Source organism: Streptomyces spiramyceticus (assembly GCF_028807635.1).
Taxonomy (GTDB): Bacteria; Actinomycetota; Actinomycetes; order Streptomycetales; family Streptomycetaceae; genus Streptomyces; species Streptomyces spiramyceticus.
Map to the genome: position 1 here is coordinate 848,981 of NZ_JARBAX010000002.1, position 25,854 is coordinate 874,834.

Annotated in this window: 20 protein-coding genes and 3 pseudogenes; 14 read left to right on the forward strand and 9 right to left on the reverse strand. The window is 69.7% G+C overall.

What is annotated here, in order from left to right:
* Positions 1-137 precede the first annotated feature (137 nt).
* Complete coding sequence (locus PXH83_RS27425; protein ID WP_274563925.1) at positions 138-977, reverse strand: alpha/beta fold hydrolase; 840 nt, start codon at positions 975-977, stop codon at positions 138-140.
* A gap of 176 nt (positions 978-1,153) precedes the next feature.
* Between PXH83_RS27425 and PXH83_RS27430 the strand changes: the two are divergent.
* Positions 1,154-1,551, forward strand: a pseudogene (locus PXH83_RS27430) (transposase); the annotation flags it as partial.
* Between the two features lie 494 nt (positions 1,552-2,045).
* On the opposite strand, the gene PXH83_RS27435 reads toward PXH83_RS27430, so the two are convergent.
* On the reverse strand, positions 2,046-2,171 hold the full coding sequence (locus tag PXH83_RS27435) for a hypothetical protein (RefSeq protein WP_274563927.1): 126 nt from the start codon (positions 2,169-2,171) through the stop codon (positions 2,046-2,048).
* 315 nt (positions 2,172-2,486) lie between these two features.
* On the opposite strand from PXH83_RS27435, the gene PXH83_RS27440 reads away from it, so the two are divergent.
* The 3 genes and pseudogenes from PXH83_RS27440 to PXH83_RS27450 all read left to right on the forward strand — a co-directional run bounded on the left by PXH83_RS27440 (position 2,487) and on the right by PXH83_RS27450 (position 4,734).
* The gene (locus PXH83_RS27440; protein WP_274563929.1) at positions 2,487-3,461 is read left to right on the forward strand and encodes a hypothetical protein; all 975 of its coding nucleotides are present in this window, start codon (positions 2,487-2,489) and stop codon (positions 3,459-3,461) included.
* A 34-nt stretch (positions 3,462-3,495) separates the two neighbouring features.
* Positions 3,496-3,838: pseudogene (locus PXH83_RS27445) on the forward strand (transposase); the annotation flags it as partial.
* A gap of 197 nt (positions 3,839-4,035) precedes the next feature.
* Positions 4,036-4,734, forward strand: coding sequence for an alpha/beta fold hydrolase (locus tag PXH83_RS27450; RefSeq protein WP_274563931.1), 699 nt, complete (start codon positions 4,036-4,038; stop codon positions 4,732-4,734).
* A 100-nt stretch (positions 4,735-4,834) separates the two neighbouring features.
* Here PXH83_RS27450 and PXH83_RS27455 read toward each other — a convergent pair whose 3' ends face one another.
* From PXH83_RS27455 to PXH83_RS27475, 5 genes are all read right to left on the reverse strand, one after another.
* The gene (locus PXH83_RS27455; protein WP_274563932.1) at positions 4,835-5,668 is read right to left on the reverse strand and encodes an ABC transporter ATP-binding protein; all 834 of its coding nucleotides are present in this window, start codon (positions 5,666-5,668) and stop codon (positions 4,835-4,837) included.
* A 9-nt stretch (positions 5,669-5,677) separates the two neighbouring features.
* Positions 5,678-8,815 carry an ABC transporter permease subunit gene (locus tag PXH83_RS27460; RefSeq protein ID WP_274563933.1) on the reverse strand — a complete coding sequence of 1,046 codons (3,138 nt, stop codon included), beginning with the start codon at positions 8,813-8,815 and terminating at the stop codon, positions 5,678-5,680.
* A gap of 15 nt (positions 8,816-8,830) precedes the next feature.
* Positions 8,831-10,099: an ABC transporter substrate-binding protein gene (locus tag PXH83_RS27465; RefSeq protein ID WP_274563934.1), complete on the reverse strand. Its 1,269-nt coding sequence runs from the start codon at positions 10,097-10,099 to the stop codon at positions 8,831-8,833.
* Between the two features lie 126 nt (positions 10,100-10,225).
* The gene (locus PXH83_RS27470) at positions 10,226-12,025 is read right to left on the reverse strand and encodes an AMP-dependent synthetase/ligase (RefSeq protein WP_274563936.1); all 1,800 of its coding nucleotides are present in this window, start codon (positions 12,023-12,025) and stop codon (positions 10,226-10,228) included.
* A gap of 224 nt (positions 12,026-12,249) precedes the next feature.
* The gene (locus PXH83_RS27475; RefSeq protein WP_214922050.1) at positions 12,250-13,122 is read right to left on the reverse strand and encodes a LysR substrate-binding domain-containing protein; all 873 of its coding nucleotides are present in this window, start codon (positions 13,120-13,122) and stop codon (positions 12,250-12,252) included.
* 116 nt (positions 13,123-13,238) lie between these two features.
* Here PXH83_RS27475 and PXH83_RS27480 point away from each other — a divergent pair, with 116 nt between their 5' ends.
* On the forward strand, positions 13,239-14,264 hold the full coding sequence (locus PXH83_RS27480) for a bile acid:sodium symporter family protein (protein ID WP_274563939.1): 1,026 nt from the start codon (positions 13,239-13,241) through the stop codon (positions 14,262-14,264).
* A 123-nt stretch (positions 14,265-14,387) separates the two neighbouring features.
* Positions 14,388-14,804 (forward strand): (2Fe-2S) ferredoxin domain-containing protein, encoded by a 417-nt coding sequence (locus tag PXH83_RS27485; RefSeq protein WP_274563940.1) that lies wholly within the window; start codon positions 14,388-14,390, stop codon positions 14,802-14,804.
* Positions 14,805-14,991: 187 nt separating this feature from the next.
* Here the strand turns inward: PXH83_RS27485 and fdhD are convergent, their stop codons facing one another.
* Complete coding sequence (fdhD, locus tag PXH83_RS27490) at positions 14,992-15,831, reverse strand: formate dehydrogenase accessory sulfurtransferase FdhD (RefSeq protein ID WP_274563942.1); 840 nt, start codon at positions 15,829-15,831, stop codon at positions 14,992-14,994.
* A 5-nt stretch (positions 15,832-15,836) separates the two neighbouring features.
* Positions 15,837-16,217 (reverse strand): annotated as a pseudogene (locus PXH83_RS27495) (2Fe-2S iron-sulfur cluster-binding protein); the annotation flags it as partial.
* A 147-nt stretch (positions 16,218-16,364) separates the two neighbouring features.
* Between PXH83_RS27495 and PXH83_RS27500 the strand changes: the two are divergent.
* The 8 genes from PXH83_RS27500 (at position 16,365) to PXH83_RS27535 (ending at position 25,745) form a co-directional block, all read left to right on the forward strand.
* Entirely contained in the window at positions 16,365-17,312 is a 948-nt protein-coding gene (locus PXH83_RS27500; protein WP_274563943.1) for a beta-ketoacyl-ACP synthase III, read from the forward strand.
* A 126-nt stretch (positions 17,313-17,438) separates the two neighbouring features.
* Positions 17,439-18,113, forward strand: a complete 675-nt coding sequence (locus tag PXH83_RS27505) for a GntR family transcriptional regulator (RefSeq protein ID WP_274563945.1) — start codon at positions 17,439-17,441, stop codon at positions 18,111-18,113.
* Between the two features lie 284 nt (positions 18,114-18,397).
* Positions 18,398-19,579 (forward strand): ROK family transcriptional regulator, encoded by a 1,182-nt coding sequence (locus PXH83_RS27510; RefSeq protein WP_274565187.1) that lies wholly within the window; start codon positions 18,398-18,400, stop codon positions 19,577-19,579.
* A 171-nt stretch (positions 19,580-19,750) separates the two neighbouring features.
* Complete coding sequence (locus PXH83_RS27515) at positions 19,751-21,244, forward strand: sugar ABC transporter ATP-binding protein (RefSeq protein WP_420803255.1); 1,494 nt, start codon at positions 19,751-19,753, stop codon at positions 21,242-21,244.
* A complete protein-coding gene (locus PXH83_RS27520; protein ID WP_274563948.1) occupies positions 21,241-22,281 on the forward strand; it encodes an ABC transporter permease in 1,041 nt (346 codons plus the stop codon). The genes PXH83_RS27515 and PXH83_RS27520 overlap by 4 nt, the downstream gene beginning before the upstream one ends.
* 90 nt (positions 22,282-22,371) lie before the next feature.
* Positions 22,372-23,409 carry a substrate-binding domain-containing protein gene (locus tag PXH83_RS27525; RefSeq protein ID WP_274563949.1) on the forward strand — a complete coding sequence of 346 codons (1,038 nt, stop codon included), beginning with the start codon at positions 22,372-22,374 and terminating at the stop codon, positions 23,407-23,409.
* A gap of 60 nt (positions 23,410-23,469) precedes the next feature.
* Positions 23,470-24,726: a Gfo/Idh/MocA family protein gene (locus PXH83_RS27530; RefSeq protein ID WP_274563951.1), complete on the forward strand. Its 1,257-nt coding sequence runs from the start codon at positions 23,470-23,472 to the stop codon at positions 24,724-24,726.
* A gap of 14 nt (positions 24,727-24,740) precedes the next feature.
* A complete protein-coding gene (locus tag PXH83_RS27535) occupies positions 24,741-25,745 on the forward strand; it encodes a sugar phosphate isomerase/epimerase family protein (protein ID WP_274563952.1) in 1,005 nt (334 codons plus the stop codon).
* Positions 25,746-25,854: the final 109 nt, after the last annotated feature.

Genomic DNA, 25,854 nt, shown 5'->3' on the forward strand with positions numbered 1-25,854 from the left:
CGGCCCTTGGCGCGTTCGTCAGGCCGGTTGATGCAACAGTCGTTCGTAGTTGGTGAAGGCCGGGCCCGTCGCCGGTCCGGAAGCGGCGCGGGAGCGGTATAACTCCGATGTATGGGGCAAGACGACTGAGCGGTCGCCTATTCCAGGAACGCCGCAGTGGTCGCCACGAACCGGTCGGGATTGTCGAGCCAGGGGAAGTGTCCGGCTCCGGGCTGAATGACGAACTTGGCGTTTGGAAACAGCCCGGCGAACTCGGCCATCGTGCGCGGAGGGGCTGCCAGATCAACCTCCCCGGCGAGCAGCAGCACCGGCGGCCCGAACTGGGCGAGAGCCGTGCGGGTGGCATCCGGGTTGAAAGCGCCTTCGGCGCCGAACGCAGCCGCGGCCTCCTTGTTCTTCTGCCCGTCCTCAGCAGCCTGATGGGCTTGAGACATCTCATCCCAGCGGCCGTAGAAGAACGGCGCGATGGCCTGCCAGGAGTCGTCCGTCGCCTTGCCGGCAACGGTCGTTTCCAAGGCCTCGAAGGCTACGGCGAACCACGGCTCGTCCTGGCGCAGCTGAGCAGTCTCGCGCCGGGCGTCTCCAGTGATCGCGAGGCCGACGGCCATGGTGCTCGGCGTGATCAGCGCGAGCTTGCTGACGTGTTCCGGGTGGCGGCCCACATACAACGCCGCCAGATTCGCGCCGGCAGAATGCGCGAGCAGGTCCACCCTTTCCAGGCCAAGGTGCTCGCGCAGGGCCTCAACGTCTTCGACAAGTTGGTCACAACGGTACGAGGCGGCATCCTGCGGTATCGCTGACCGGCCAGTGCCCCGAAGATCCAGCATGACCAACTGGCGGTGCGTGGAAAGGCGGCCAAGGTCGCCGAGGTACACGGAAGCCTGCATCGGCCCCCCGGGCAGGCAGATCACAGGAGGACCGTCTCCGAACACGTGGTACGCAAGCTTGGTTCCGTCATACGCGGAGAAGGTAGGCATGGGCCAAAACCCTGTCAGCGGCGTTCAGGCGGAGCAACTGGATTCCTCGAGATGATGGTGTCCCGCCGAGTGGTGTAGCCGATCAGGGTTCGTGAACGCGCGGGTATCTGCTCGGGGCCTGCATCCGCTGTCGGTGACTGCTCCCTGAACAAGGGACAGGCCACCGCGCAAGTCTCCCCTCCGCCGAGGCAGTTCGAACCCAGCTGAACGTGGTGGCCGACATGCTCGGACGGCAGTTCCCCCAGGTCAAGACCATGCTGCTGGGTGCGGCCGGGGACATCACCGCGTTCGCGGACTTCCCGCCGGCCCACTGGAAGAAGATCTGGAGCACTAACCCGCTGGAGCGGCTGAACCGGGAGATCAAACGGCGGGCCGACGTCGTCCAGGTCTTTCCCAACCCTGCGGCGCTCGACCGGCTCGCGCCGCGGTCCTGGCCGAACTCGACGACGAATGGCAGGTCTTCGACGGCCGCTACCTCTCGGAAGGCTCCATGACCGAACTCCTCACTGCCGAACCGACCGGGGGCGACCGCCAGTTTCCTCCACAGCGGGAACCCAATCAGCTCGGCCAGTGACTGCACCCCCCGACGGGACATGACCCGGGCTGGCTGTCTTGCTCAGCGGGGACTCCCAGATCTGCTGCCCTGCCGCACCTGCGGTTCCTCCGGCGAGCGTCATCAGCAGGGCGGGGCGATCGGGTCTACTGGCAACCGGTCCGCAAGCTGGGTGGTCAGAACCAGGCGTACAGGGAACTTGGCCTGGATCGCTCACGGAGGAACAGTCAGCGCCAGAGATGGCCACTAACGATCTGTGTCTTTGCGGGTGTCAGTGTCTGCGGCAGACTTCTGGGCCCTGGGTTTGGTCACGTTCCGTAGTGGCGCTCCCACAAGTAGCGTCTGAAAGGGCCGGTGCAACGGTAGATGGGGCGCATGCGTGCTCGGCATCTGAGGCTGCAGTGTCTTGTGTTTGTGGTGGCTGCCTCGGTCGGCTCGTGTGCAGGCTGCTCTTCCACGTCCGCTCATGAACCTGGTCCGGACGCACGGCGTGCTCCTCTGGGTTCACCGTCGGCTCACTCACCCACCACGAGTCCCAACGCCCCGCCGGGCGAACGCGCCAGGCACAGCGCGTCGAGCACGCCCCTGAACAGCGCGGCTCCGGCCGGGACTCCTTCGAAGCCGACAGGTGAGTCGAGCACGCCACCGCCTCTCGGCGGAGACCCCGTCGACCCCGTGCCGGAGCCGACGTGGGTTCCGAGCCCGGAACCCACGCCCGTGCTGGTGCCAGACCCAGCGGAAGAACCGTCGATGCCGGGCCCGGAATCCAACTGTCAGACCGAGCCGTGTTCCACCGATGACTGTTCCGGCGATCCATCCTCCAGCGCATCTGCGTCCCCCGGCCCTTCCTCCAGCGCATCCACGCATCCGGGCCCTTCATCCAGCAGCCGCCCGCGTCCGTGTAGCTCCACATCCACCGCGTCACCCGAGACAGAGCCAACGCCGACGCCGACATCATGAACAACGCTCGCTCCTTTCCCGCTCCCCGCGCCCGGGCGTCCACGCCGGAGGACGAACGGCGTCTGCGGCGTGCCGGTGCCCGGCGACGTCGCAGGCGGATCTTGCGGCGCGATTCCGGCCCTCGTGGCACAGAGCCGCCCAATGCCCAGCATCCGGCCGCCGGTTACACCGCCGATTTGGCGGCGCTTTTGTCGCTCGCTGCGGCGCTGTTGTTCTATGCCGGCGCGGTGCATACCTGGGCGTTCTTCGAGTACTTCCACATCGACGTGCTGGCTCTGGGCCTGAGCTTCCCGGAGTTCGTCATGCGCAGCCTGCGGCTGGTGACTGCTCCCGTGGTGTTGACCGCTGTGGTGGCTGTGGTTGTGTTGCGTGACCCGCAATTGCTCAGCCGGTCAGTCCTGCCTCTTCTGCCACCCACCGTGATCGGCCAGTGCCGACGAGTCGTGCAGCGGGCGGCCCGTTTCCATCTGCTCGTGCTGTGCGTGGCCGTCATCATGTTGTTCAGCTGGGGCCGAATTCAGCCGTATCAATGGCTGGTGCCCGTTCTCTTGGCCACCGGCATCCTCTTGGGGCAGTCGCCCGCTGCGAACAACGGCCGCTGCCCAAGCGGCATCCGTGCACGGGGCGCACCGCTCACGGCAGCATGCCTGTGCCTGCTCTGGGCTGTCGCGCTGGCGGCGCATCTGTCGGGTCTACGCGACGCTCAGCGCAGCGCAGATCATCTGGTCGGCAGGACGGCGATCGTCGTCTTCAGCACCGACCGACTGAGCATGACCGGTCGCGGACTGCAGGTGAAAGATCTCGGAGAGCAGGTGCACTACCGCTACCGGTACACCGGGCTGAGGCTCATAATCGAGCGCGGCGGGCGCTATCACGCCGTCGCTGTGGGCTGGCAGCATGACACTGACTCGACTTATGTAATCCGAGAAACCGACGACATACGCGTCGAACTCATGCCGGGGGCCCGATGACGGCAGATGGCGTCATGCCGGGTAGCGGCAGCGAGTCGCCGAGATGCTCGGCTCCCAGTTCCCCAAGGTCAAACAGCTGCTGCGGGCGGCGAAGGACGACCTGACCGCCTTCGCCGCCTTCCCCACCCGGCATTGGAAGAAGATCCAGTCCACGAACCCCGTGGAGCGAATCAACCGAGAGATCAGCGCCGGACCGACGTCGTCCAGGTCTTCCCCAACCCCGCCGGCCTGGGCTGGTCACCGCCGTGCTGGTCGAGATGCACGACGAAAGGATCGCCTGCCCCCGACGCTACCTGCCCGAAGGCAGCTTGAACGGCCTGTACCGCGACGACCCCCACCACCGACACCCCCGCCCTCCCGGCCAACTCGAGGACTGATCGACTACACCACCACAGGGAACATGACCACGGCCCCGGCCAGGCACCCCGGCCAGCGTGAAATGCCGCCGTACTGATGCTCGTTGGTGCGGAGCCTGCTGCACTCGTCGGCGCATGGGCGCAGCGTATGGCGGGCCAAGGCGCGTATCGAAGGTGGTTCCGGACCGGTTGTCAGACCGCTGGGCTACGTTCACTCCATGACGGAATTCGTACTAGTGGCAGGCACTTGGCTCGGATCCTGGGCGTGGGACGAGGTGGTGCCGCAGCTGCGTGCGGCCGGTCACGGTGCCCACCCGTTGACGTTGTCCGGCCTCGCAGACAAGCAGGGCGCGTCGGCCGGGCAGCAGACTCACGTCCAGGACATCGTTGACGAGGTCGAACGCCAGGATCTGCGCGACGTCGTCCTGGTCGGGCACAGCTACTCGGGCATACCGGTCGGTCAGGCCGCCGAGCGGATCGGTGACCGGCTGGCCCACGTGGTCTTCGTCGACGCCAGTGTTCCGACCGACGGCGAGTCGTTCGTATCCGCCTGGTGGGAGGGTCCGGCGAAGCTGGAGGCTTCGATCGCCGGGAACGGCGGCTTCTGGGCACCGCTGGACGCGCCCGACTACGACGGCCAGGGCCTTACCGATGAGCAAGTCGCACGGATCGTGGGCGGCTCGACGCCGCACCCGGGTGCCTCACTGGCCGAGCCGGCCGTGCTGGCACGGCCACTTGGCGAGCTTCCGGCGACGTACATCAAGTGCTTGCTCGACGGTGCCGAGCCGAGTGACGACGTGGCCAAGCTGCTGACGAGTGATCGCTGGCGGCTTGTCGAGATGGACACCGGCCACTGGCCGATGTTCTCCCAACCGCACGAACTGGCGCGGATCTTCCTGGACGCCGTCGGGGAGTGACCGCAGTTCCAGGCTGATGGACTCCTCTGGGTGTGCATCAACTGCGCTGGCGGCAGCTCTTGTTGATGGCTGGTGAAGGGCATTTCCCAGGTTCCGTCTATCAGCTGCCGCCGGGTCCGTCCGCGCCCTTGTCCTCCGCAGTACGATCCGGCGCAGCGGCCGGTGTTCCCAGGTATGCGTCCCGTACGGCAGGGTTCTGTCTCACCTCCGTGGCGCTGCCCTCGGCCAGGACCTTGCCGAGGTCGAGGACGACGACGCGGGTGCACAGCTCCATGACGAAGGCGACGTTGTGCTCGACGAGGACGACCGCGCAGCCGGCCTCGGCAGTCAAGTGACGGATTACGGCGGCCAGGTGTGCTCTCTCCTCGCTCGACATGCCGGACGCCGGCTCGTCGAGGAGCAGTACGCGGGGCGGGTCAGCCAGTGCGCGGGCGAGCTCGGCCATGCGGGCTTGGCCGACGGGGAGCGCCCCGGCGTATGAGCCCGCGAGCGCGTCAAGGCCGCAGGAGCGCAGTACTTCGGCGGCCCTCCGGCGGCGCGCTGTCTCTCGTCTACGTCGCGTCGGTGACGCCAGCAGGTCGGCCGCCAGGCCGCCCCCGCCGCCGCGCCATTCCTGGGCGACGACGAGGTTGTCGGCGACGGTGAGCTGGCCGAACAGCTGCCGGCGCTGGAAGGTGCGGCGCATGCCGTGGCGGGCCCGCCAGGCGGGGGAGCGGCGCGTGATGTCCGTACCGTCCAGCACCACGTGCCCTTCGTCGGGGCGCCGTATGCCCGACAGGACGTCGAACAGCGTCGTCTTGCCGGCACCGTTCGGGCCGATGAGGCCGCATACTTCTCCGGGGCGGGCTGCGATGCGTACGCCGTCGAGCGCCGCGATGCCGCCGAAGCGGACTCGGATCCGGTCGGCTTCGATGACGTACTCAGACGTACTCACTCATGTACCTCACTCCGTCGCCGCGATTCCCAGGTACGCCTCGGTGAGCCGGTCGGCCCGCACCTCGTCGCGCGGACCGCACCAGGTGACGCGGCCCTGCGCGAGGTACGCCACGGTGTCGGCGATTCCCAGTGCTCCCGCGGCCTTCTCCTCCACCAGCAGCAGCGCCGTGCCCGCCTCGCGCAGCTCCGTCAGCAGCCGGAACACCTCCTCTACGATGCGGGGCGCGAGCCCCAGCGACGGCTCGTCGGCGACGAGTACGGCCGGTGGGCGCTGGAGCAGGGGCGCGAGCGCCAGCATCTGCTGCTCGCCCCCGGACAGTGAACCGGCGGGTACGGTACGGCGCTTGGCGAGGCTCGCAAAGCGCTCGTACACCGCGTCGCGGGCGGACTGCTCGGGCAGGCGCAGCGCGAGATTCTCCTCGATGGTGAGCGAGGGGAAGATCCCCCGCCCCTCCGGCGCGAGGACGACGCCGGCACGGGAGCGCCGTACGGGGCCGTCGCGGGTGGCATCGCGGGTGGCATCGCGGGTGTGGATGTGGACGCTGCCGGAGAGGGGTGGGATCAGCCCGGCGGCGACGTGGCAAGTGGTGGACTTCCCGGCTCCGTTGGGGCCCAGGAGGGCGACGATTTCTCCTGCGCGTACGGTCAGATCGACGCCGTGCAGTACGGGGGCTCCGCCGTACCCGGCGTGAACGCCGCGAAGCGTGAGCGCGGCGGAGGGGGCTTCTCCCCCACCCCGCCCCTTCCCGAAACGGGGGGAGGCCCCCCGGCCCCCGAGGGCAGGTGCTGCCTGCTCGACCGGCGCTCCGTTCACCGACGGTTGGGAGGTAGGTGCGCCTGGTGCGTCCTGCGCGGCAGGTGTGGTCCCCTGGGCCGGGGTTTCTGCCTCCGGGCGGAGAGGGGGGAGTGGGGGAACTCCGCCCCCGACGCCGCCCGGAGGCTCCGAAGCCGCAGGCAGGGGGGAGGGCACCCGCACCCGCGCCGACTCGCGGGCCGCCATCCGCGCTGAGTCGCCGGCCTTGCCCCGCGCCGAGTCGCCGGCCGCCATCCGCGCCGACTCGCCGGCCTTGCCCCGCGCCGAGTCACCGGCCGCCACCCGCGCTGAGTCGCCGGCCTCGCCCCGCGCCGAGTCACCGGCCGCCACCCGTGCCGACTCGCCAGCCTCTGCCCGCGCCGAGTTCCCAGCCGCCGCCCGCGCCGAGTCGCCGTCCCCCACCCGCAGCAAGTCGCCCGCCCCCACCCCCCTCCGCCGATACCTCCGCACCGCTACCGCCGCGCAGTACCCGTCCGGGTCGTTCGCCAGCGCCAATCCCGCCAGGCCGAAGAGGATGACCGGGAGCTGCGTCGACTCCGTGACGTACTCCGACACGGCATGCGGCACCAGCGCGAAGACCAGGCCCGCCACCACCGCGAACTGCGGGCGCCGTACCCCTGCCGCGACCACCACCGCCAGCCAGATCAAGCCCGTCATCGCGGTGAAGTCGGTCGCCGTGATGCGGGTGTTGTACGACGCGTACATCACGCCACCGAAGCCCGCGATCCCCGCCGACAGGGTGAACAGCATCAGCTTCGTACGGATGACCGAGACGCCCGAGGCCGATGCCGCCGCAGGAGCGGAACGTACCGCCAGCATCGCCCGACCCGAAGGGGAGTTGCGCAGGGCGCTCAGCGAGGCGACCGCCGCCGTCAGCAGGAACACCAGGGCCACGCCCATCGCCCGGTCGTCGGCCAGGTTTACGGGTCCGAAGACGGGGCGCGGGATCTCCCAGCCCGTGTCGCCGTTCCTCAACCACCGCATCTGGAAGAGCACTTGGTCCGCCAGAAAGGCCAGGGCAAGCGTGGCCAGCGCCAGCGATCGCCCTCCCAGCCGCAGCGCGGGAAGCGCCACCAGCGCCCCGAGTGCCGCCGCCGCGCACGTGCCCACCAGCGCCGCGGCCACGAACGGCCAGCCGTGGCTCATCAGCAGCCCGGCCACGAGCGCCGCCCCCGTCACAAACGTCGCCTGCGCCAGGCTGACCATCGCGCCGAGCCCCGTCACCACCGTGAAGGAGACGAAGACCAGCGAGATCGCGAGCCCCTGCGCAAGGATCCCGCTCCAGAAGGGCGTCGTGACGGTGTAGAAGGCCGCCGACAGCAGTGCCGCGCCCGACGCCCACGGCCCCCATCTCCGCGCCCACGACCGCCCGGCGAGATAGTCGACCGGCGGTGCGTCCGCCGCCGCCGTCCCCGCCGTCCGCTGTCGGCGCGTCATCACCAGCAGTCCTGCGAAGAGGATCAGGAAGGGCACCGCCGTACGGAATCCGGTGATGTCGTCGGCGAAGGACGCGTATCCGGCCGTCAGATTCTGGAGTACGCCCAGTCCCAGCCCGCCCGCGAACGCCAGCGGAATCGACGCGAACCGCCCCAGCACCGCCGCCGTCGCCGACACGAACAAGAACAGGGTGTAGTCGTGGGCGGACAGGCCGAGCAGCGGCGTCGCCAGCACACCCGCCAGTCCCGCCAGCCCCGACGAAAGCATCCAAGCCACCGACGACAGCCGGTCCGCGCTGATGCCGCGAAGCTCCACCAGTGTGCGGTTGTCGACGGCGGCGCGCAGTCGCAGCCCGAGTCCGGTGTGCCGCATCAGCACCCAGAGCCCCACGGCCACCACGGCCGTCGCCAGCCACGTGATCAGCTGGTCGGAGTCGATGCCGACGCCGTCCATCAGCTGCCAGGACGTGGCCGGGCTCGGTCCGACTCCCGGCAGCCCGAACTGGTTCTCGGCAGGCACCACGGGCGCTCCCGCCTCCGCCAGCAGCTCCACCGCCCACAGCCCGGCGGCCGGCAGCGCGACGAGCAGCCCGATCGTCGCCACGATCTGCGCCGTCTCGCCGACCCGCGCCAGCTTCCTGAACATCAGCCGGTCGAGCCCCCACCCGATCCCCGGCGCGACGACACACACGAGCAGGAACGCGGTCGGCACAGCGGGCCACCCGAAGCCCGAGTGCAGCTCGTAGAAGGCGAGCGCGCACAGATAAGCCGTCGCGCCGTGCGCGAAGTTGAACAGCCCCGACGCGGAGTACGAGAGGACAAGCCCCGTGGCCAGCAGGGCGTACAGCGCACCCGAGACCAGCCCGCTCAGCACAAAGCCCAGCAGATCACCCATGACGGGACCCCATCCCTAATCGAAGGGGATGGGCGGATAGCACTTGAACGGCGAAGACACCTTGTACTTGCCGTCCTTCAGCTGCACCAGCGCCCCGCAGCCAAAGCTCTCGCGCTGCCCCTTGGGCTCGGCCCGGTCGCCCACCAGCGTCCCGCTGTCGGAGAACGAACCCGCCGCCTTCTGGAAGGACTCGACGGTCAGGTCCTTGCCCGCCTTCTCGGCGATCGCCAGGAAGAGATCGGCGGACATGTATCCGGTGACCATGTGCATGTTCAGCGGTACGTCCTTGCCGCCCGCCGCCTTCCTGATGTCCTCCTTGAACTGCTGCATCCCCGCGCTGTCCGACTCGAAGGGCTCGAACTGCAGCAGCACATGCACGCCGTCCAGCGCCTGCTTCGTAGCGTCCTTCGCGAGCAGCCCGGGGTCGTAATCCGTCGGGTCGGACAGCACGCCCTTGAAGCCGCCGCGCTTGAGCGTCGTGAACAGACCGATGTTGTACGGCGTCTGCATCACGGAGATCACGACGTCCGGCGCCTTGCCGCCGTCGCTGCGCATGATCTCCTTGGTGTACGCCGACCAGTCGCTCGGCACCGACGTCGCCGGCACGACGGCCTTGGCGTACGACACCTTGTACCCGGCGGCGGAGAAGCCCTGGGTGAAGGTACGGATGCCGAACTTGCCCGCGTCGTTGTCATTGGCGAGCAGCGCCACCGACTTGCCCTTGGCCCCACCGAGCACCTTGGCCAGACCCTCCGGCCAGGTCTGGTTGAGCGTGCCGCCCGGCATCGGGACGAGGCAGCCGTTGAAGCCGTAGATGTACTTGGGCCCGCAGAACGAGGGCAGCGTGCCCCACCCGAAGGTCGGCACCTTCTGCTGCTCCAGGAAATCGGCGCCGGAGAAGGTGACCGAGCTCATCGGGGCCACGGCGAAGACTTTCTCGCGCTGGACGAGCCCCCGCGCGGCAGCCAGGTTCTTGGCGGGGTCCTGGCCATCGTCCTCGGCGCCCAGGTAGTCGATCTTCCGGCCGTTGACGCCGCCCTCCGCGTTGGCGCGGTCGTAACGGGCCTTCGCACCGAGATCGGTGTCCTTCTTGGAGTACCCGCTCGCGGTGGTCATCGAGACGATGCCGCCGACCTTGATGGAGTCGGCGCTCACTCCGCGTACAGAGCCGCCCCCGCCCTTGCCCGTGTCGTCGCCGGGACCATGGGTCGATGCGGAGTTGCACGCGGTGGCGGCCAGCAGCACTGCGGCAGCTGCGGCGATGGTGCGGATCGGTCGCAACACAGTGGGGTCCCTCCCTTGGGGTGCCCCGCATTCTGTGGCTGACCTGATGAACCGTCAATAACTGACGCATCGAGAATTGATGAACCGTCAGAAGAGTGCGGAATCCGTAGCCGTCACCGACCGCCGTCACCGGTAGAGCGCGTCCACCTCTACCCGGTACGCCGCCTCGATCGCCTTGCGCTTGAGCTTCAGCGAGGGCGTCAGCAGCCCGTGCTCCTCGCTGAACTGGTGGGCCAGTATCCGGAACGTACGGATCGATTCGGCCTGCGATACCAGCGTGTTGGCGGCCACCACCGCCCGCCGGACCTCCATCTCCAGATCGGGATCCCGCACCAGGTCCGCCGCATTCAACGGCGGCTTGTTGCGCATCTGGAGCCAGTGGTCGACGGCCTCCTGGTCGAGTGTGACGAGGGCGGCGATGTACGGTCTGTCGTTGCCGACGGCGAGGCACTGAGCCACCAGCGGATGCGACCGCACCCGCTCCTCCAGGCCGATCGGCGACACACTCTTGCCGCCGGACGTCACGATGATCTCTTTCTTCCGCCCGGTGATCGTCAGATAGCCGTCCTCGTCCAGGGCGCCGATGTCACCCGTGGCCAGCCAGCCGTCGTGCAGCACCGCGTCCGTGGCCTTGGGGTCGTTGAGATACCCGGAGAAGACCTGGCCGCCGTGCAGCCAGACCTCCCCGTCGTCGGCGATGTGCACCGTGGTGCCGGGCAGTGGCTGTCCGACCGTGCCGTAGCGGGTGCGTTCGGGCGGGTTGGCGGTGGCGGCAGCGGTCGACTCCGTCAGGCCGTACCCCTCGTAGATCGTCACGCCGGCGCCCGCGAAGAACAGCCCGAGCCGCCGCCCCATCGCCGACCCCCCGGACATGGCGTGCCGCACGCGACCGCCCATGGCGTCGCGCACCTTCCCGTACACCGCCTTCTCGAAGAACTGGTGCTGCAGCCGCAGCGAGGCGGAAGGCCCGGGCCCGGTGCCGAAAGCGCGGTGCTCCAGCGCCTCCGCGTACCGCACCGCCACCTCGACGGCCTTGTCGAACGGGCCCAGCTTCCCGGCGGCCTCGGCCTTGCGCCGCGCCCCGCTGTAGACCTTCTCGAAGATGTACGGCACGGCCAGGATGAACGTCGGCCGGAACGCCACCAGATCGGGCATCAGCGCCTGCGCCGAGAGAACGGGCTGATGGCCGAGCTTGACCCGCCCCCTGATCGCCGCGACCTCGATCATGCGCCCGAAGACGTGCGCGAGCGGCAGGAAGAGCAGCGTCGAAGCCTCGTCGCCCGGCTTGGAGTGGAACACCGACTCCCAGCGGGTGATCGCGGTATCGGTCTCGTACATGAAATTCGCATGTGTGATCACACAGCCCTTGGGGCGGCCCGTCGTGCCCGACGTATAGATCACGGTGGCCACCGAATCGGGCGTCACCGCCCGCCGGTGGCGGTGCACGACATCGTCCTCGATGTCCGCCCCCACCCGGGCGAGCTCGGCCTCGGCGCCCGCGTCCAGCTGCCACAGCCGCTTCAGCAGCGGCAGCCGGTCGATCACCGAGGCGATGGTCATCGCATGGTCCTCGTGCTCCACCATGCAGGCCGAGACCCCGGCGTCGTGCAGCGTCCAGAAGACCTGCTCGGCGGAGGCCGTGGGGTAGATGGGCACGGGCTGCGCGCCGACCGTCCAGAGCGCGAAATCGAAGAGCGTCCACTCGTAGCGCGTACGCGACATGATCGCGACCCGGTCCCCGAACCGGACACCGTGCGCCAGCAGCCCCTTGGCGATCGCCAGCACCTCGTCACGGAACTGGGCCGCCGGCACGTCGTGCCACAGCCCGTCTTCGCCCTTGCGTCCGAGCGCGACGCGGTACGGATCCGTCTCGGCGTGGTCGAAGACGGCGTCCGCCAGCCCGCCGACCTGAGGCGCCGTCGCCATGGGTGGGACAGTGAACTCGCGCAATGACCTGCTCCTTGTGGCGCTCCGCACAGCGCCGTGACCGTACCCCAGCGGGCCAGTCGACGGGAGGGGGTCGCGGAATCCGAATTCATGTGCATCTGTACAGCTCAGCCGGTGGAAAACGGGCACATGGGGAAGGCTCGGACGTGCTCCTGACCGTGGAGTAAGTATGGTGCGCGAGAATCTCCACCAAATCTGTACACCTACTGCGTATTCCCCCGGTGCAGTCGGTCGCCGCCCGCCAGGATCGCCGCCGCCAGGGCGTCCGCCGCGTCCTGTGCGGCCGCGCGCCTGCGCCCGTGCAGCAGGACGAAGTCCACGCCGCCGAGATCCGGCAGGCCCGCCTTCGCGGGCAGGGGGGCCAGGCCGGGCGGGATCAGGCCGCGGGTGTGCGCCATGACGCCGAGGCCCGCGCGGGCCGCCGCGATCAGGCCGCTGAGGCTGCCGCTCGTACAGGCGATGCGCCAGGGGCGGCCGTGTTCCTCCAGGACTTCGAGGGCGCGGGCCCGGGTGATGCCGGGCGGCGGGAAGAGGATCAGCGGGACCGGGCGGTCCGGGTCGAGGCGCAGCGACGGGGCGCCGATCCAGGTGAGCGTGGACTGCCAGACCAGTTCGCCGTGGGTGTCGCCCGTACGCCGCTTGGCGAGGACCAGATCGTGGCGGCCTGCCTCCAGCTGGCGGTGCAGGGTGCCGGACAGCTCGACGGTCAGCTCAAGCTCGACCTCGGGGTGGTCGAGGCGGAAGGTCTCCAGGATTTCCGGCAGGCGCGTCAGTACGAAGTCCTCCGAGGCGCCGAAGCGCAACCTGCCGCGGAGTCGGGTCCCTGTGAAGAAGGCGGCGGCCCGCTCGTGGGCCTGCAGGATCGTACGGGCGAAGCCGAGCATCGCCTCGCCGTCCTCCGTGAGCTCCACGCGGTGTGTGTCACGCGTGAAGAGCCGACGCCCGGTCGCGTCCTCCAGGCGGCGCACGTGCTGGCTCACTGTGGACTGGCGGAGGCCGAGGCGGCGGGCGGCCTGGGTGAAGCTCAGGGTCTGGGCGACGGCGAGGAAGGTGCGGAGCTGGGTGGGCTCGTACATGGGAGTAGCTTATCGATGATCGTGATGACAGTAAGAGCTGTATACGGGATTCCCGATCGCGGCATTGAGGTGGACGATGGAGAGGGCACGTACTGAACCGACAGCAAGTGGAGCTCATGAGCCGCCGCATGATGCAGTTGCCGTCCTGGCTGCCGATCGATCCGTACATCCTGGCGCTCATCGGGACGGTGGTCCTCGCGACACTGCTGCCGGCGTCCGGCGCGGCGGCCGAGGCGGTCGGCGGGGCGTCCACCGGAGCGGTTGCGCTGCTGTTCTTCCTCTACGGCGCACGGCTCTCCACACGCGAGGCGGTCGACGGGCTGCGGCACTGGCGGCTCCATCTGACGGTCCTGGCCTGCACGTTCGCGCTCTTCCCGCTGCTCGGCCTGGCGGCCAAGGGGCTCGTCCCGTACGTCCTCACTCCCCAGCTCTCCGGCGGCCTCCTCTTCCTCTGTCTCGTCCCGTCGACCATCCAGTCCTCGATCGCCTTCACCTCCATCGCGCGCGGAAATGTGCCCGCGGCGATCTGCGCGGGGTCCTTCTCCAGCCTCGTCGGGATCTTCCTCACCCCGCTGCTGGCGGCCCTGCTGATCGGCGGCGGAGTGGGTGGCTTCTCCGCCGACTCGCTGCTGAAGATCGTCGTGCAACTGCTGCTGCCGTTCGTCGCGGGACAGCTGCTGCGGCGCTGGGTGGGCGGCTTCCTGGTGCGGCACAAGAAGGCGCTCGGGTACGTGGACCGCGGCTCGATACTGCTCGTCGTCTACACCGCGTTCAGCCACGGCGTGACGGAGGGCATCTGGCACCAGGTGAGCCCGGCCCGGCTCGGCGCGCTGCTGGGCGTCGAGGCGGTGCTGCTCGCGGCGATGCTGGCGCTGAGCTGGTACGGGGCGAAGGGGCTCGGCTTCGGACGCGGCGACCGGATCGCGATCCAGTTCGCGGGGTCGAAGAAGTCACTGGCGGCGGGACTGCCGATGGCGAGTGTGCTGTTCGGGGCGGAGGCGAGCTTGGCGGTGCTGCCGTTGATGCTGTTCCACCAGATGCAGTTGATGGTGTGCGCGGTGATTGCGAAACGACGGGCGGACGATGCGGTGCGGGAGGGGGAGGGTCCGGTTGCGACGCGGCGGGTTCCGGTGGCGGGGTGACCGCTGCGGGGGGCTTGTTCCCCACCCAGCCCCTTCCCGCTGTGACACGGGGCGGCTCCGCCGCAGGCATTCCGCACCTACCCGCCCCTGACCAGTGCCGCCCCCGCCTGGCAAAATCGCCAAGTGACTTCCGCGATACGCCCCTTCGGCCCCCGCCCCTGCGCCCTCACCGTCTGCCGGGGCTGCTGTTGCGGTGACGCCCGCAAGCACCCGGGCACGGACCACGACGGCCAGCTGCGCCGCCTTCGCGAGGCCGCCGCCGCGTCCGGTGGGCGGCTTGCGGTGCGTACGAGCGAATGCCTCGGCCCGTGCGGTCAGGCCAACGTCGTAGTGGTCCAGCCCTCCACCGAGGGACGCCGCCGTGGCGGGCGCGCAGCCTGGGTCGGCTGGGCACTGGACGACGACTGTACGGACGACATCCTGGCCTGGGTCGCAGCCGGCGGCCCAGGCATCGCCAAGCCCCCGGCCACCCTGGCACTCCAGCTCATCCCGGCCCCGGCGGAAGCCAGAAGCCGGGCCCGGCGCGGGCAGCGCCGCTGACGCAAACGCCGCCCGGCGGCGCGAACTCGCGCCGACGTCAGCCGCCGCCCCGCCGCTCGGCCACCGCTGCGGGACATCCCGAGATGGTAGCGGGCTCGCCGCCCCGGATCCGGTCTTACGGAGAGGCCCGGCCGGCGCAGGGGGCGCTCCCCGCCGGCCGGGCCCGTATCCCGTGTCGCGGGGCGCGTCAGACCCCGGTGTGCAGGGCGATGCGCTCGTCGCCCGCGTACACGTTCATGTTCGGCCCGCGCAGGAAGCCGACCAGTGTCAGACCGGTCTCGGCCGCCAGGTCCACGGCCAGGGACGAAGGTGCGGAGACTGCCGCGAGGACCGGGATACCGGCCATCACCGCCTTCTGTGCGAGCTCGAAGGACGCCCGCCCCGACACGAGCAGAACCGCCCGCGACAGCGGCAGGCGACTGTCCTGAAGTGCCCGCCCCACGAGCTTGTCGACCGCGTTGTGCCGGCCGACGTCCTCCCGTACGTCGAGCAGCTCGCCCGCCTCCGAGAACAGCGCGGCCGCATGCAGCCCCCCGGTCCTGTCGAACACCTGCTGTGCCGCGCGCAGCCGGTCGGGGAGGCCGGCGAGCAGCTCGGGTGTGAGGCGGACCGGGGGAGTATCGGCGATCGGGAAGCGGGCGGTGGTGCGGACCGCGTCGAGACTGGCCTTGCCGCACAGGCCGCACGACGACGTCGTGTAGACGTTGCGCTCAAGGGTGATGTCCGGGACGGGGACACCCGGAGCGAGCTTGACATCCACCACGTTGTACGTGTTCGTACCGTCCTCAGTGGCGCCCGCGCAGTACACGATCGACTGCACGTCGTCGGCGGCACCGAGCACGCCCTCGCTCACCAGAAAGCCCGCCGCGAGCGCGAAGTCGTCGCCCGGCGTCCGCATGGTGATGGCGAGCGGCTTGCCGTTCAGCCGGATTTCGAGGGGCTCCTCGGCGACCAGCGTGTCGGGACGCGTCGTGACCGCCCCGTCCCTGACGCGGATGACGCGGCGGCGCTCGGTGACCCGTCCCATGATGATCAGTCCCGACTTTGTACGTGCTGATAGCCGAAGCGGCCCTTGATGCAGAGGTTGCCGTGGGTCACCGGGTTGTCGTGCGGCGAGGTGACCTTGACGATCTCATTCTCCTGCACGTGCAGGGTGAGGCTGTAGCCGACGCCGCAGTCCACGCATGCGGAGTCGGTCAGCGGCGCGTCGTGCTCGGCGGAGATGCGGGCGTCGAAGCCGCGGCCCGCTACGGCCATGGCGAAGGTGTTCTGCCACTGCTCGCCGCACGCGTCCACGCACTTGTAGCAGAGGACGCACTTGTCGTAGTCGCGGACGTACAGGTCGTTGTCGATCTTGGGCTGTTCGTTGAGGCGGGCGGCGTCCGGGCCGAAACGGTCGGGCTTCGCCTCGTAGGGTCAAGAGTCGCCGTCGGCAGGCCGTCGGCGGGAAGCTCCAAAGACTGAGGGGCGAATCCTGTCGGTTCACGTGCCCTCGTACCGGTGAGTCGCAAAGAAGACTGGGCCGTTCCGACTGTTCGCAAATGAAAGGTGGAACCGTACATGGCCGGCTCACGTGTCGTCGCGCTCGGGCACTATCAACCTGCCAAGGTGCTCACCAACGACGATCTGGCGGCCATGGTCGACACCAGCGACGAGTGGATCACCAGTCGGGTCGGCATCAGGACCCGCCATGTCGCCGGCCCCGACGAGCCCGTCGACGAGCTGGCCGCCCACGCCGGGGCCAAGGCCCTCGCCGCCGCCGGCATGGTTCCCGCCGACATCGACCTCGTCCTCGTCGCCACCTCCACCGCGATCAACCGCTCCCCGAACATGGCCGCCCGCGTCGCCGCCCGCCTGGGCATGACCTCGCCCGCCGCGATGGACCTCAACGTCGTCTGCTCGGGCTTCACGCACGCACTCGCGACCGCCGACCACGCGGTACGGGCCGGATCGGCCAGCCGCGTCCTGGTCATCGGCGCCGACAAGATGGCCGAGATCGCCGACTGGACCGACCGTACGACCTGCGTCCTCGTCGGCGACGGCGCCGGAGCCGCAGTCGTCGAGGCGTGTGCGGAGGGCGAGGAGGCCGGGATCGGCCCCGTGCTGTGGGGTTCGGTGCCCGAAATGGGCCACGCCGTACGTATCGAGGGCACCCCGCCGCGCTTCGCGCAGGAGGGTCAGTCCGTCTACCGCTGGGCCACGACCCAGCTCCCGCCCATCGCGCGCAAGGTGTGCGAGCGGGCCGGGGTGACCCCGGAGGAGCTGGCGGCGGTCGTCCTGCACCAGGCGAACCTGCGGATCATCGAGCCCGTCGCGCAGAAGATCGGCGCGGTGAACGCGGTGATCGCCCGCGATGTCGTCGACTCGGGCAACACCTCGGCCGCGAGCATCCCGATGGCCCTGTCCAAGCTGGTCGAGCGCGGCGAGATCGAGTCCGGCGCTCCGGTGCTGCTGTTCGGCTTCGGCGGAAATCTCTCGTACGCCGGTCAGGTCATCCGCTGCCCGTGAGGTCGCGAGCCGGTGAGGCTTGGGTACGTGGCGTGACGAGGATTTCGGTATACCTCCTACGAGATCGGTAGACTGTAGACGATAGCCAATGTCTGCTCGCCGTTGCTCGTCACGAGGGGGACCGCGATGTTGTCCGCAGGACTGCCGCAAGGGACCGTGCCCAAGCTGGAGCGGCCGGGGCCACTCCGCGAGCGTGTGTACGAGGCGCTGCTCGAACTCATCGCGACCCGCGCTCTGCGCCCCGGCCAGCACCTGGTCGAGAGCGAGCTCGCCGGGCACCTCGGGGTGTCCAGGCAGCCCGTACGCGAGGCGTTGCAGCGGCTCAACACCGAGGGGTGGGTCGATCTGCGCCCCGCGCAGGGCGCCTTCGTGCACGAGCCGACCGAGGAGGAGGCCGACCAGCTGCTCTCCGTACGTACGCTGCTGGAGGCGGAGGCCGCCAGACTGGCCGCCGCCAATGCGGGCTCTGCGGGGATCACTGCGCTGGAGGCGGTGTGCGCCGCGGGCGAGCAGGCAGTCGCGGACGACGACGTGGATCTGGCCGTGTCACTCAACGCCCAATTCCACGCCAAAGTCATGGAGTTGGCGGGCAACGTCGTACTCGCCGAGCTCGCAGCGCAGGTCGGCCGACGCGTCCGCTGGTACTACACGCCCGTCGCCCGGCAGTGCGGCAAACAGTCCTGGATCGAGCACCGCGCACTGATCGCCGCGATTTCCGACCGCGACGAACAGCGCGCCACCGAGATCATGCGGGCCCACACCGAGCACACCCGCACGACGTACCACCGGCGCCAGGCCTAGGGGGTGTCCGGTCGATCTCCGCGGCGTCGCCCACGGAGATCGACCGGACACCCCCCCCTAGCCGAACACGTCGGCATGCGCCTCGGATTCGTGCGGCCCATCGTGTGCCAACTCCGTGAGCAATGCTGCCCGTTCGGCAAGGAACCGGCTTTGTCCTCGGTGTGGAGAAAGTTGTAGTGGATTCCTGCGCAACTTCTTCCCACTCCCGGCAGCCGCTGCTACGTTCCCCTCCAAAGCCCGACGGAGAGAACGGCCTATGAGGCAGGGAGGGGCACGTGAGACGGATGACGGCTCGACCTGCCAACGCGCACCAGGCGCGACTGCTCCGCCTGCTGCGTGACGGCGGTCCCAACTCCCGTGCCCAGCTCGGTGACCTGGTCGATCTCTCCCGCTCGAAGCTCGCGGTCGAGGTCGACCGGCTGCTCGAAACCGGGCTTGTCGTGGCCGACGGCCTCGCCGCCTCGCGCGGCGGCCGCCGGTCGCACAACATCCGGCTCGCGCCCGAACTGCGCTTCCTCGGCATCGACATCGGAGCAACCTCGATCGATGTGGCCGTCACGAACGCGGAGTTGGAGGTACTCGGCCACCTCAACCACCCCATGGACGTACGGGAGGGGCCGGTCGCCGTTTTCGAGCAGGCACTCGCCATGGCCGCCAAGCTCAGGGCATCCGGACTCGCCGAAGGCTTCGACGGCGCGGGCATCGGAGTGCCGGGCCCCGTCCGCTTTCCCGAGGGCGTGCCGGTCGCGCCGCCGATCATGCCCGGCTGGGACGGCTTTCCCGTACGCGAGGCACTCAGCCAGGAACTCGGCTGCCCCGTCATGGTCGACAACGACGTCAACCTGATGGCGACGGGGGAGCAGCACGCGGGCGTCGCACGCTCCGTGGGCGACTTCCTCTGCGTCAAGATCGGCACCGGTATTGGTTGCGGCATCGTCGTCGGCGGCGAGGTCTACCGGGGCACGACGGGCAGCGCGGGCGACATAGGCCACATCCAGGTCGAACCGGAAGGCCGCGCCTGCGCCTGCGGCAACCGGGGCTGCCTGGAAGCCCACTTCAGCGGCGCCGCGCTGGCCCGCGACGCCGAGGAAGCGGCCCGCTCCGGCCAGTCGGCCGAACTCGCCACGCGGCTCGAAGCCGCGGGACGGCTCACGGCCGCCGACGTCGCCGCGGCCGCGGCCGCGGGCGACGCCACCTCGCTGGCCCTCATCCGCGAGGGCGGCAACCGCGTCGGCCAGGTCATCGCCGGACTCGTCAGCTTCTTCAACCCCGGGCTCGTGGTGATCGGCGGCGGGGTGACCGGCCTCGGCCACACCCTGCTCGCCAGCGTCCGCACCCAGGTCTACCGCCAGTCGCTGCCCCTGGCGACCGGAAATCTGCCCATAGTCCTGGGCGAGTTGGGCCATGCCGCCGGCGTGATCGGCGCGGCCAGGCTCATCAGCGACCACCTGTTCTCGCCTGCCTGATCCTCCGGGCGAGTAAGCCATACGACGCCCCCCGCTCTTCCGGCCGGGGGTCCGGGGGTTGTCCCCCGGGACAGCACAGTCCTGTTCGCTCACCGGCCGCCGCCCCAGCCGAGGGGAACCGTCATGGCACCAACACAAGCCGATCCACCCCTACCTGCACCCCTTCTTACGATGTCCGGCATCACCAAGTCGTTCCCCGGCGTCCGCGCCCTCGACGGCGTAGACCTGAAGGTCCTCGCGGGCGAGGTCCACTGCCTGCTCGGCCAGAACGGCGCCGGAAAGTCCACCCTCATCAAGGTCCTCGCCGGCGTACACCAGCCCGACGGCGGAGAGATCACCTGGCAGGGCGCCGCGGTCGCCCTCAAGTCGCCCATCGCCGCCATGCGCCTCGGCATCGCCACCATCTACCAGGAACTCGACCTGGTGAAAGGCCTGTCGGTCGCCGAGAACATCTTCCTCGGCCACGAGCCGACCACCGCGGGCTTTGTCGTACGCGGCAGGGAGGCCCGCGCGTCCGCCGCCGCCCTGCTCAAACGGCTCGGCCACCCCGAGATCGACTCCGGCAGTCTCGTCGGGTCGCTCTCCGCCGCCCAGCAGCAGATCGTCTCCATGGCCCGCGCCCTCTCGCACGACGTACGCCTCATCGTGATGGACGAGCCGTCCGCCGCCCTCGACCCCGACGAGGTCGACAACCTCTTCCGTATCGTCGCCGGACTCACCGCGGACGGCGTCGCCGTCGTCTACATCTCCCACCGCCTCGAAGAGATCCGCCGCATCGGCGATCGCGTGACCGTGCTCAAGGACGGCCGCGCCGTGGCGGTCGGGCTGCCCGCCAAGAGCACCCCGACGCGCGAGGTCGTCGCCCTGATGACCGGTCGTGATGTGGAGTACGTCTTCCCCGAACGGCCCGCGGGCGGACCCTCGGCCGCCGAGCCCGTGCTACGCGTCGAAGGGCTGGCCAGGGACGGCGAGTTCGAGGCCCTCGACCTCGATGTCCGCCCCGGCGAAATAGTCGGCCTCGCCGGTCTCGTCGGCTCCGGACGCTCCGAAGTGCTGGAGACGATCTACGGGGCGCGCAAACCCAGCGCCGGGCGCGTACTCGTCGAAGGGCGCCCCCTGCGCCCCGGCAGCGTCCGCGCCGCGGTCCGCGCCGGCATCGGACTCGCCCCCGAGGAACGCAAGGCCCAGGGCCTGCTCATGCTCGAATCCGTCACCCGCAACGTGTCCGTATCGACCCTGTCCCGCTTCTCGCGCGGCGGCTGGCTCGACCGTACGGCCGAACGCAAGGCGGCCCGGAAAGCCACCCGCGAACTGTCCCTGCGCCCCGACAACCCCGACGCCCGCATCCGCACCCTCTCCGGCGGCAACCAGCAGAAAGCCGTCCTGGCCCGCTGGCTGCTGCGCGGCTGCCGCGTCCTGCTGCTCGACGAGCCGACGCGCGGCGTCGACGTCGGGGCGCGCGCCGAGCTGTACGCCGTGATCCGGCGGCTTGCCGACGACGGGCTCGCCGTACTCCTCGTATCCAGCGAAGTCCCGGAAGTCCTGGGCCTCGCCGACCGGGTGCTGGTGCTCAGGGAGGGGCGCGTCGTACACGCCGCGCCTGCCCGGGAGCTCGACGAGCACCGCGTCCTCGACCTCGTGATGGAAGAGAGCCCGACGCCATGACGCAGCCTGTCTCGCCGGCGCAACAGCAGCAGGACGGACCGGTCGTCACCACCACCAAGTCGCCCACGCCGCAGTCGGCCTGGCGCGCGCTCGGGCTGCGCCTCGACGTACGCAACCTGTCGCTGCTCGGCGTACTCGCGGTCCTCGTCGCGGTCGGCGGCTTCACCAAGCCCGAGCAGTTCCTGGACAGCAGCAACCTCCAGCTCGTCCTCACCCAGGCCTCCGTCATCGGCGTCGTCACCGTCGGCATGACCTTCGTCATCACCAGCGGCGGCATCGACCTCTCGGTGGGTGCGATCGTGGCCCTCGCCTCGGTGTGGGCGACGACGCTCGCGACTCAGGAGTACGGCTTCGCGGGCATCCTCTTCACGGCAGTGATCGTGGGCCTGGCCTGCGGACTCGTCAACGGACTGCTCATCGCGTACGGCGGGATGGTGCCGTTCATCGCGACGCTCGCCATGCTGGCATCGGCCCGCGGACTCGCCCTCCAGATCACCGACGGCAAGACGCAGATCGTGACCGTCGAGACGGTACTCGACCTCGGCATCCCGGATGCGTACGTCCTCGGCATCCCGCCGCTCGTCCTGGTCTTCGCTGTGGTCACCGTCGTGGGCTGGCTGCTGCTCAACCGCACCACCTTCGGGCGGCGCACGGTCGCGGTCGGCGGCAACGCGGAGGCAGCCCGGCTCGCCGGCATCGACGTACGGCGCCAGCGCCTGTACCTCTACCTGCTGTCCGGACTGTGCTGCGGCATCGCGGCCTTCCTGCTGATCATCCTGTCCGGCTCCGGACAGAACACCAACGGGAATCTGTACGAACTCGACGCCATCGCCGCCGCGATCATCGGCGGAACGCTGCTCAGCGGCGGCCGGGGCACGATCGTCGGCTCCGTACTCGGCGTCCTCGTCTTCACCACGATCACCAACATCTTCGCGCTCAACAACCTGCAGAGCGACGTCCAGCAGATCGCCAAGGGCGCGATCATCGTCGCCGCCGTACTGGTCCAGCGCCGAACGGCGCGCGACGGCGAGGCCTGATCCCGCACCTCCGGCTCCTCACGCCCCTCCGCCTCCTCCCGCTCCTCCTCCCTCACTCCCGTACATCCCTGACTGAAGGGTTGAACAGCCATGCCAGAAACCAGTCGCAGAGGACTGCTCTTCGGCACCGCAGCCGTGTCCGCGGGCGCCCTGCTCACCGCATGCACCAGCAATGAACCCAAGAAGCAGGAGCCGGCGGCCAACAACGCGCCCGCCGCCGACGACAAGCCCGGCAAGAAGGTCACCATCGGTTTCGCGGGTCCGCAGGCGGACCACGGGTGGCTCAACGCCATCAACGAGAACGCCAAGTCGCGCGCCGAGAGGTACTCGGAGGTGACCCTGGAGATCACCGAGGGCTCGAACGACACAGCGGCGCAGATCGGCCAGGTCCAGACGCTGATCAACAAGAAGGTCGACGTACTGGTGATCCTGCCGGCCGACGGCAAGGCCCTCACCCAGGTCGGCCTCCAGGCCATGAAGGCGGGCATCCCCGTCGTCAACCTGGACCGGATCTTCGCATCGCCGCAGGCCTACCGCTGCTGGATCGGCGGCGACAACTACGGCATGGGGCTGAACGCCGGGAACTACATCGGTGAGCAGCTCAAGGACAAGCCGAACGCCAAGGTGGTGGAACTGGCGGGGCTCGACAACCTGGAGCTGACCAAGCAGCGCAGCCAGGGCTTCGCGGACGCCCTCAAGAACTACCCCAACGTCAAGCGGGTCGCCCGCCAGGCCGCCGACTTCACCGTCGAGTCGGGCCAGGCCAAGATGGCCCAGCTGCTGCAGGCGCAGAAGAAGTTCGACGCGCTGTGGAACCACGACGACGACCAGGGCGTGGGCGCCCTGCGCGCCATCCAGCAGGCCGGGCGCGACGACTTCCTGATGGTCGGCGGCGCCGGCGCCAAGGCCGCGATGGACGCCATCAAGGCGGACAACAGCGTGCTCAAGGCCACCGTCCTCTACCCGCCGACCATGGCCGCGTCCGCCATCGACCTGGCGCGCGCACTCGGCCAGGGCAAGGGCGTCAGCGGCATGTCCGAGCTGGAGATCCCGGCCTCGATCACCCTCTACTCGGCCGTCGTCACCAAGGACAACGTCGACGACTACCTGCCGACGGGCTTCAGCTGACCGGGCCGCGCCCGCCTGCCCCCACCGAGCGAGTGACGAGTCCGACGAGGAGGAATCCGGATGGCCCGTAAGGAAGAGACGGATACGGAGACGGGTACAGGTGCGGCTGCGGAGGCTGCGGCGCAGGCGGCGGCCGGTGAGCCGCCCGCGCTCGGCGTCGGCATGGTCGGATACGCGTTCATGGGCGCGGCCCACTCCCAGGGCTGGCGCACTGCGGGCCGCGTGTTCGACCTGCCGGCGCGGCCGGTCCTCGCGGCCGTCTGCGGACGCGACCGCGCGGCCGTACGGGCAGCGGCGGACAAGCACGGCTGGGCAGCGGCGGAGACCGACTGGCGCGACCTCATCGCCCGCGACGACGTGCAGATAGTCGACATCTGCACACCGGGGGACAGCCACGCGGAGATCGCCGTCGCCGCGCTCGACGCGGGCAAGCATGTGCTGTGCGAGAAGCCGCTGGCCAACTCGGTCGCCGAGGCACAGGCCATGACGGCGGCGGCGGAACGGGCACGCGCACGCGGCCAGGTGGCGATGGTCGGCTTCAACTACCGCCGGGTCCCCGCCATGGCGTACGCCCGCCGCATGATCGGTGAGGGCAGGCTCGGGGCGCTCAGGCACGTACGCGTCACCTATCTCCAGGACTGGCTCGTCGACCCGGAGTTCCCGCTGGCCTGGCGGCTCCGGCGGGAGCACGCGGGGTCCGGCGCGCTCGGCGACCTGGGGGCGCACATAGTCGACCTCGCGCAGTATCTGGCGGGGGAGCCGCTCGTGGGAGTGTCGGCGATGACCGAGACGTTCGTACGCTCGCGGCCGCTGCCCGCAGGGGCGCCGTCCGGCCTCTCGGGCGGCGGTGGCGCAGCGGCCGGGCGCGGTGCTGTGACCGTCGACGACGCGGCGCTGTTCACGGGGCGGCTCGCGTCGGGGGCGCTGGCCTCCTTCGAGGCGACGCGGATGGCGGCCGGCCGCAAGAACGCGCTCAGGCTCGAACTCAACGGTGAACAGGGCTCGTTGGCCTTCGACCTGGAGCGGCTCAATGAGCTGTCCTTCCACGACCATACCGAGCCGGCCGTCTCCTCCGGGTTCCGGCGGATCCTCGTGACCGAGCCGGAGCATCCGTACCTGGAGGCGTGGTGGCCGCCCGGCCATGCCCTCGGTTACGAACACACCTTCGTCCACCAGGCGCGCGACCTGGTCCATGCCATCGCCACCGGCGCCGATCCGGAGCCGTCCTTCGCCGACGGGCTCCAGGTGCAGCGAGTTCTGGCGGCGGTGGAGGAGAGTGCAGAGAAAAACGCGGTCTACACGCCCGTACTCGCTTAGGAGGTCCGTCAGGAATGCCACGTCCATTCACGCTCTTCACCGGCCAGTGGGCCGACCTGCCGTTGGAGGAGGTCTGCCGGCTCGCCCGCGACTTCGGCTACGACGGGCTCGAACTCGCCTGCTGGGGCGACCACTTCGAGGTCGACAAGGCGCTGGCCGACCCCGGCTATTTGGATGGTCGCCGCGCGCTGCTCGACAAGTACGGCCTGAAGTGCTGGGCGATCTCCAACCATCTCGTCGGCCAGGCCGTCTGCGACGCGATCATCGACGAGCGGCATCAGGCGATCCTGCCCGCGCGTATCTGGGGCGACGGCGAGCCCGAGGGCGTACGGCAGCGAGCGGCGGCCGAGATGGCCGACACGGCCAGGGCCGCGGCGGCCTTCGGGGTCCGTACGGTCGTCGGGTTCACCGGTTCCTCGATCTGGCACCTGATGGCGATGTTCCCGCCGGTGCCGGAACGGATGATCGAACGCGGGTACGAGGACTTCGCCGCGCGCTGGAACCCGGTCCTCGACGTCTTCGACGAGCAGGGCGTGCGCTTCGCCCACGAGGTGCACCCGAGCGAGATCGCGTACGACTACTGGACGACGCACCGAGCGCTGGAGGCCGTCGGGCACCGGGCCGCCTTCGGGCTGAACTTCGACCCGAGCCACTTCGTGTGGCAGGACCTCGATCCGGTCGGCTTCCTCTACGACTTCCGCGACCGGATCTACCACGTCGACTGCAAGGAGGCACGCAAGCGGCTCGACGGGCGCAACGGGCGGCTCGGCTCGCATCTGCCGTGGGGGGATCCGCGGCGCGGCTGGGACTTCGTGTCGGCCGGGCACGGTGACGTTCCATGGGAAGACGTATTCCGGATGCTGCGCTCGATCGCGTACGAGGGGCCGGTCTCGGTGGAGTGGGAGGACGCGGGGATGGACCGCCTGACGGGCGCACCGGAAGCGCTTGTCACGCTGAAACGCTACGACTTCGACCCGCCGACGGCGTCGTTCGACGCGGCGTTCGGCGGCGCCGAGTAAACATTTCCCCTCCGAAGCCCCCGCGGAAGGCGCCGCCGCCGGGTTGGTCCCCGCTGCCCACGCACCGCTTTGTCCTGCATCAGGGCAAAGTTCAACCTCCCTCCCGCGC

Bases quoted from the DNA above. Each gene is read 5' to 3' on its own strand.
- PXH83_RS27425 (WP_274563925.1), bottom strand. From the start codon at position 977: ATGCCTACCTTCTCCGCGTATGACGGAACCAAGCTTGCGTACCACGTG.
- PXH83_RS27440 (WP_274563929.1), top strand. From the start codon at position 2,487: ATGAACAACGCTCGCTCCTTTCCCGCTCCCCGCGCCCGGGCGTCCACG.
- PXH83_RS27450 (WP_274563931.1), top strand. From the start codon at position 4,036: ATGACGGAATTCGTACTAGTGGCAGGCACTTGGCTCGGATCCTGGGCG.
- PXH83_RS27460 (WP_274563933.1), bottom strand. From the start codon at position 8,815: ATGGGTGATCTGCTGGGCTTTGTGCTGAGCGGGCTGGTCTCGGGTGCG.
- PXH83_RS27470 (WP_274563936.1), bottom strand. From the start codon at position 12,025: ATGGCGACGGCGCCTCAGGTCGGCGGGCTGGCGGACGCCGTCTTCGAC.
- PXH83_RS27475 (WP_214922050.1), bottom strand. From the start codon at position 13,122: ATGTACGAGCCCACCCAGCTCCGCACCTTCCTCGCCGTCGCCCAGACC.
- PXH83_RS27480 (WP_274563939.1), top strand. From the start codon at position 13,239: ATGAGCCGCCGCATGATGCAGTTGCCGTCCTGGCTGCCGATCGATCCG.
- fdhD (WP_274563942.1), bottom strand. From the start codon at position 15,831: ATGGGACGGGTCACCGAGCGCCGCCGCGTCATCCGCGTCAGGGACGGG.
- PXH83_RS27500 (WP_274563943.1), top strand. From the start codon at position 16,365: ATGGCCGGCTCACGTGTCGTCGCGCTCGGGCACTATCAACCTGCCAAG.
- PXH83_RS27505 (WP_274563945.1), top strand. From the start codon at position 17,439: ATGTTGTCCGCAGGACTGCCGCAAGGGACCGTGCCCAAGCTGGAGCGG.
- PXH83_RS27510 (WP_274565187.1), top strand. From the start codon at position 18,398: ATGACGGCTCGACCTGCCAACGCGCACCAGGCGCGACTGCTCCGCCTG.
- PXH83_RS27515 (WP_420803255.1), top strand. From the start codon at position 19,751: ATGTCCGGCATCACCAAGTCGTTCCCCGGCGTCCGCGCCCTCGACGGC.
- PXH83_RS27520 (WP_274563948.1), top strand. From the start codon at position 21,241: ATGACGCAGCCTGTCTCGCCGGCGCAACAGCAGCAGGACGGACCGGTC.
- PXH83_RS27525 (WP_274563949.1), top strand. From the start codon at position 22,372: ATGCCAGAAACCAGTCGCAGAGGACTGCTCTTCGGCACCGCAGCCGTG.
- PXH83_RS27530 (WP_274563951.1), top strand. From the start codon at position 23,470: ATGGCCCGTAAGGAAGAGACGGATACGGAGACGGGTACAGGTGCGGCT.
- PXH83_RS27535 (WP_274563952.1), top strand. From the start codon at position 24,741: ATGCCACGTCCATTCACGCTCTTCACCGGCCAGTGGGCCGACCTGCCG.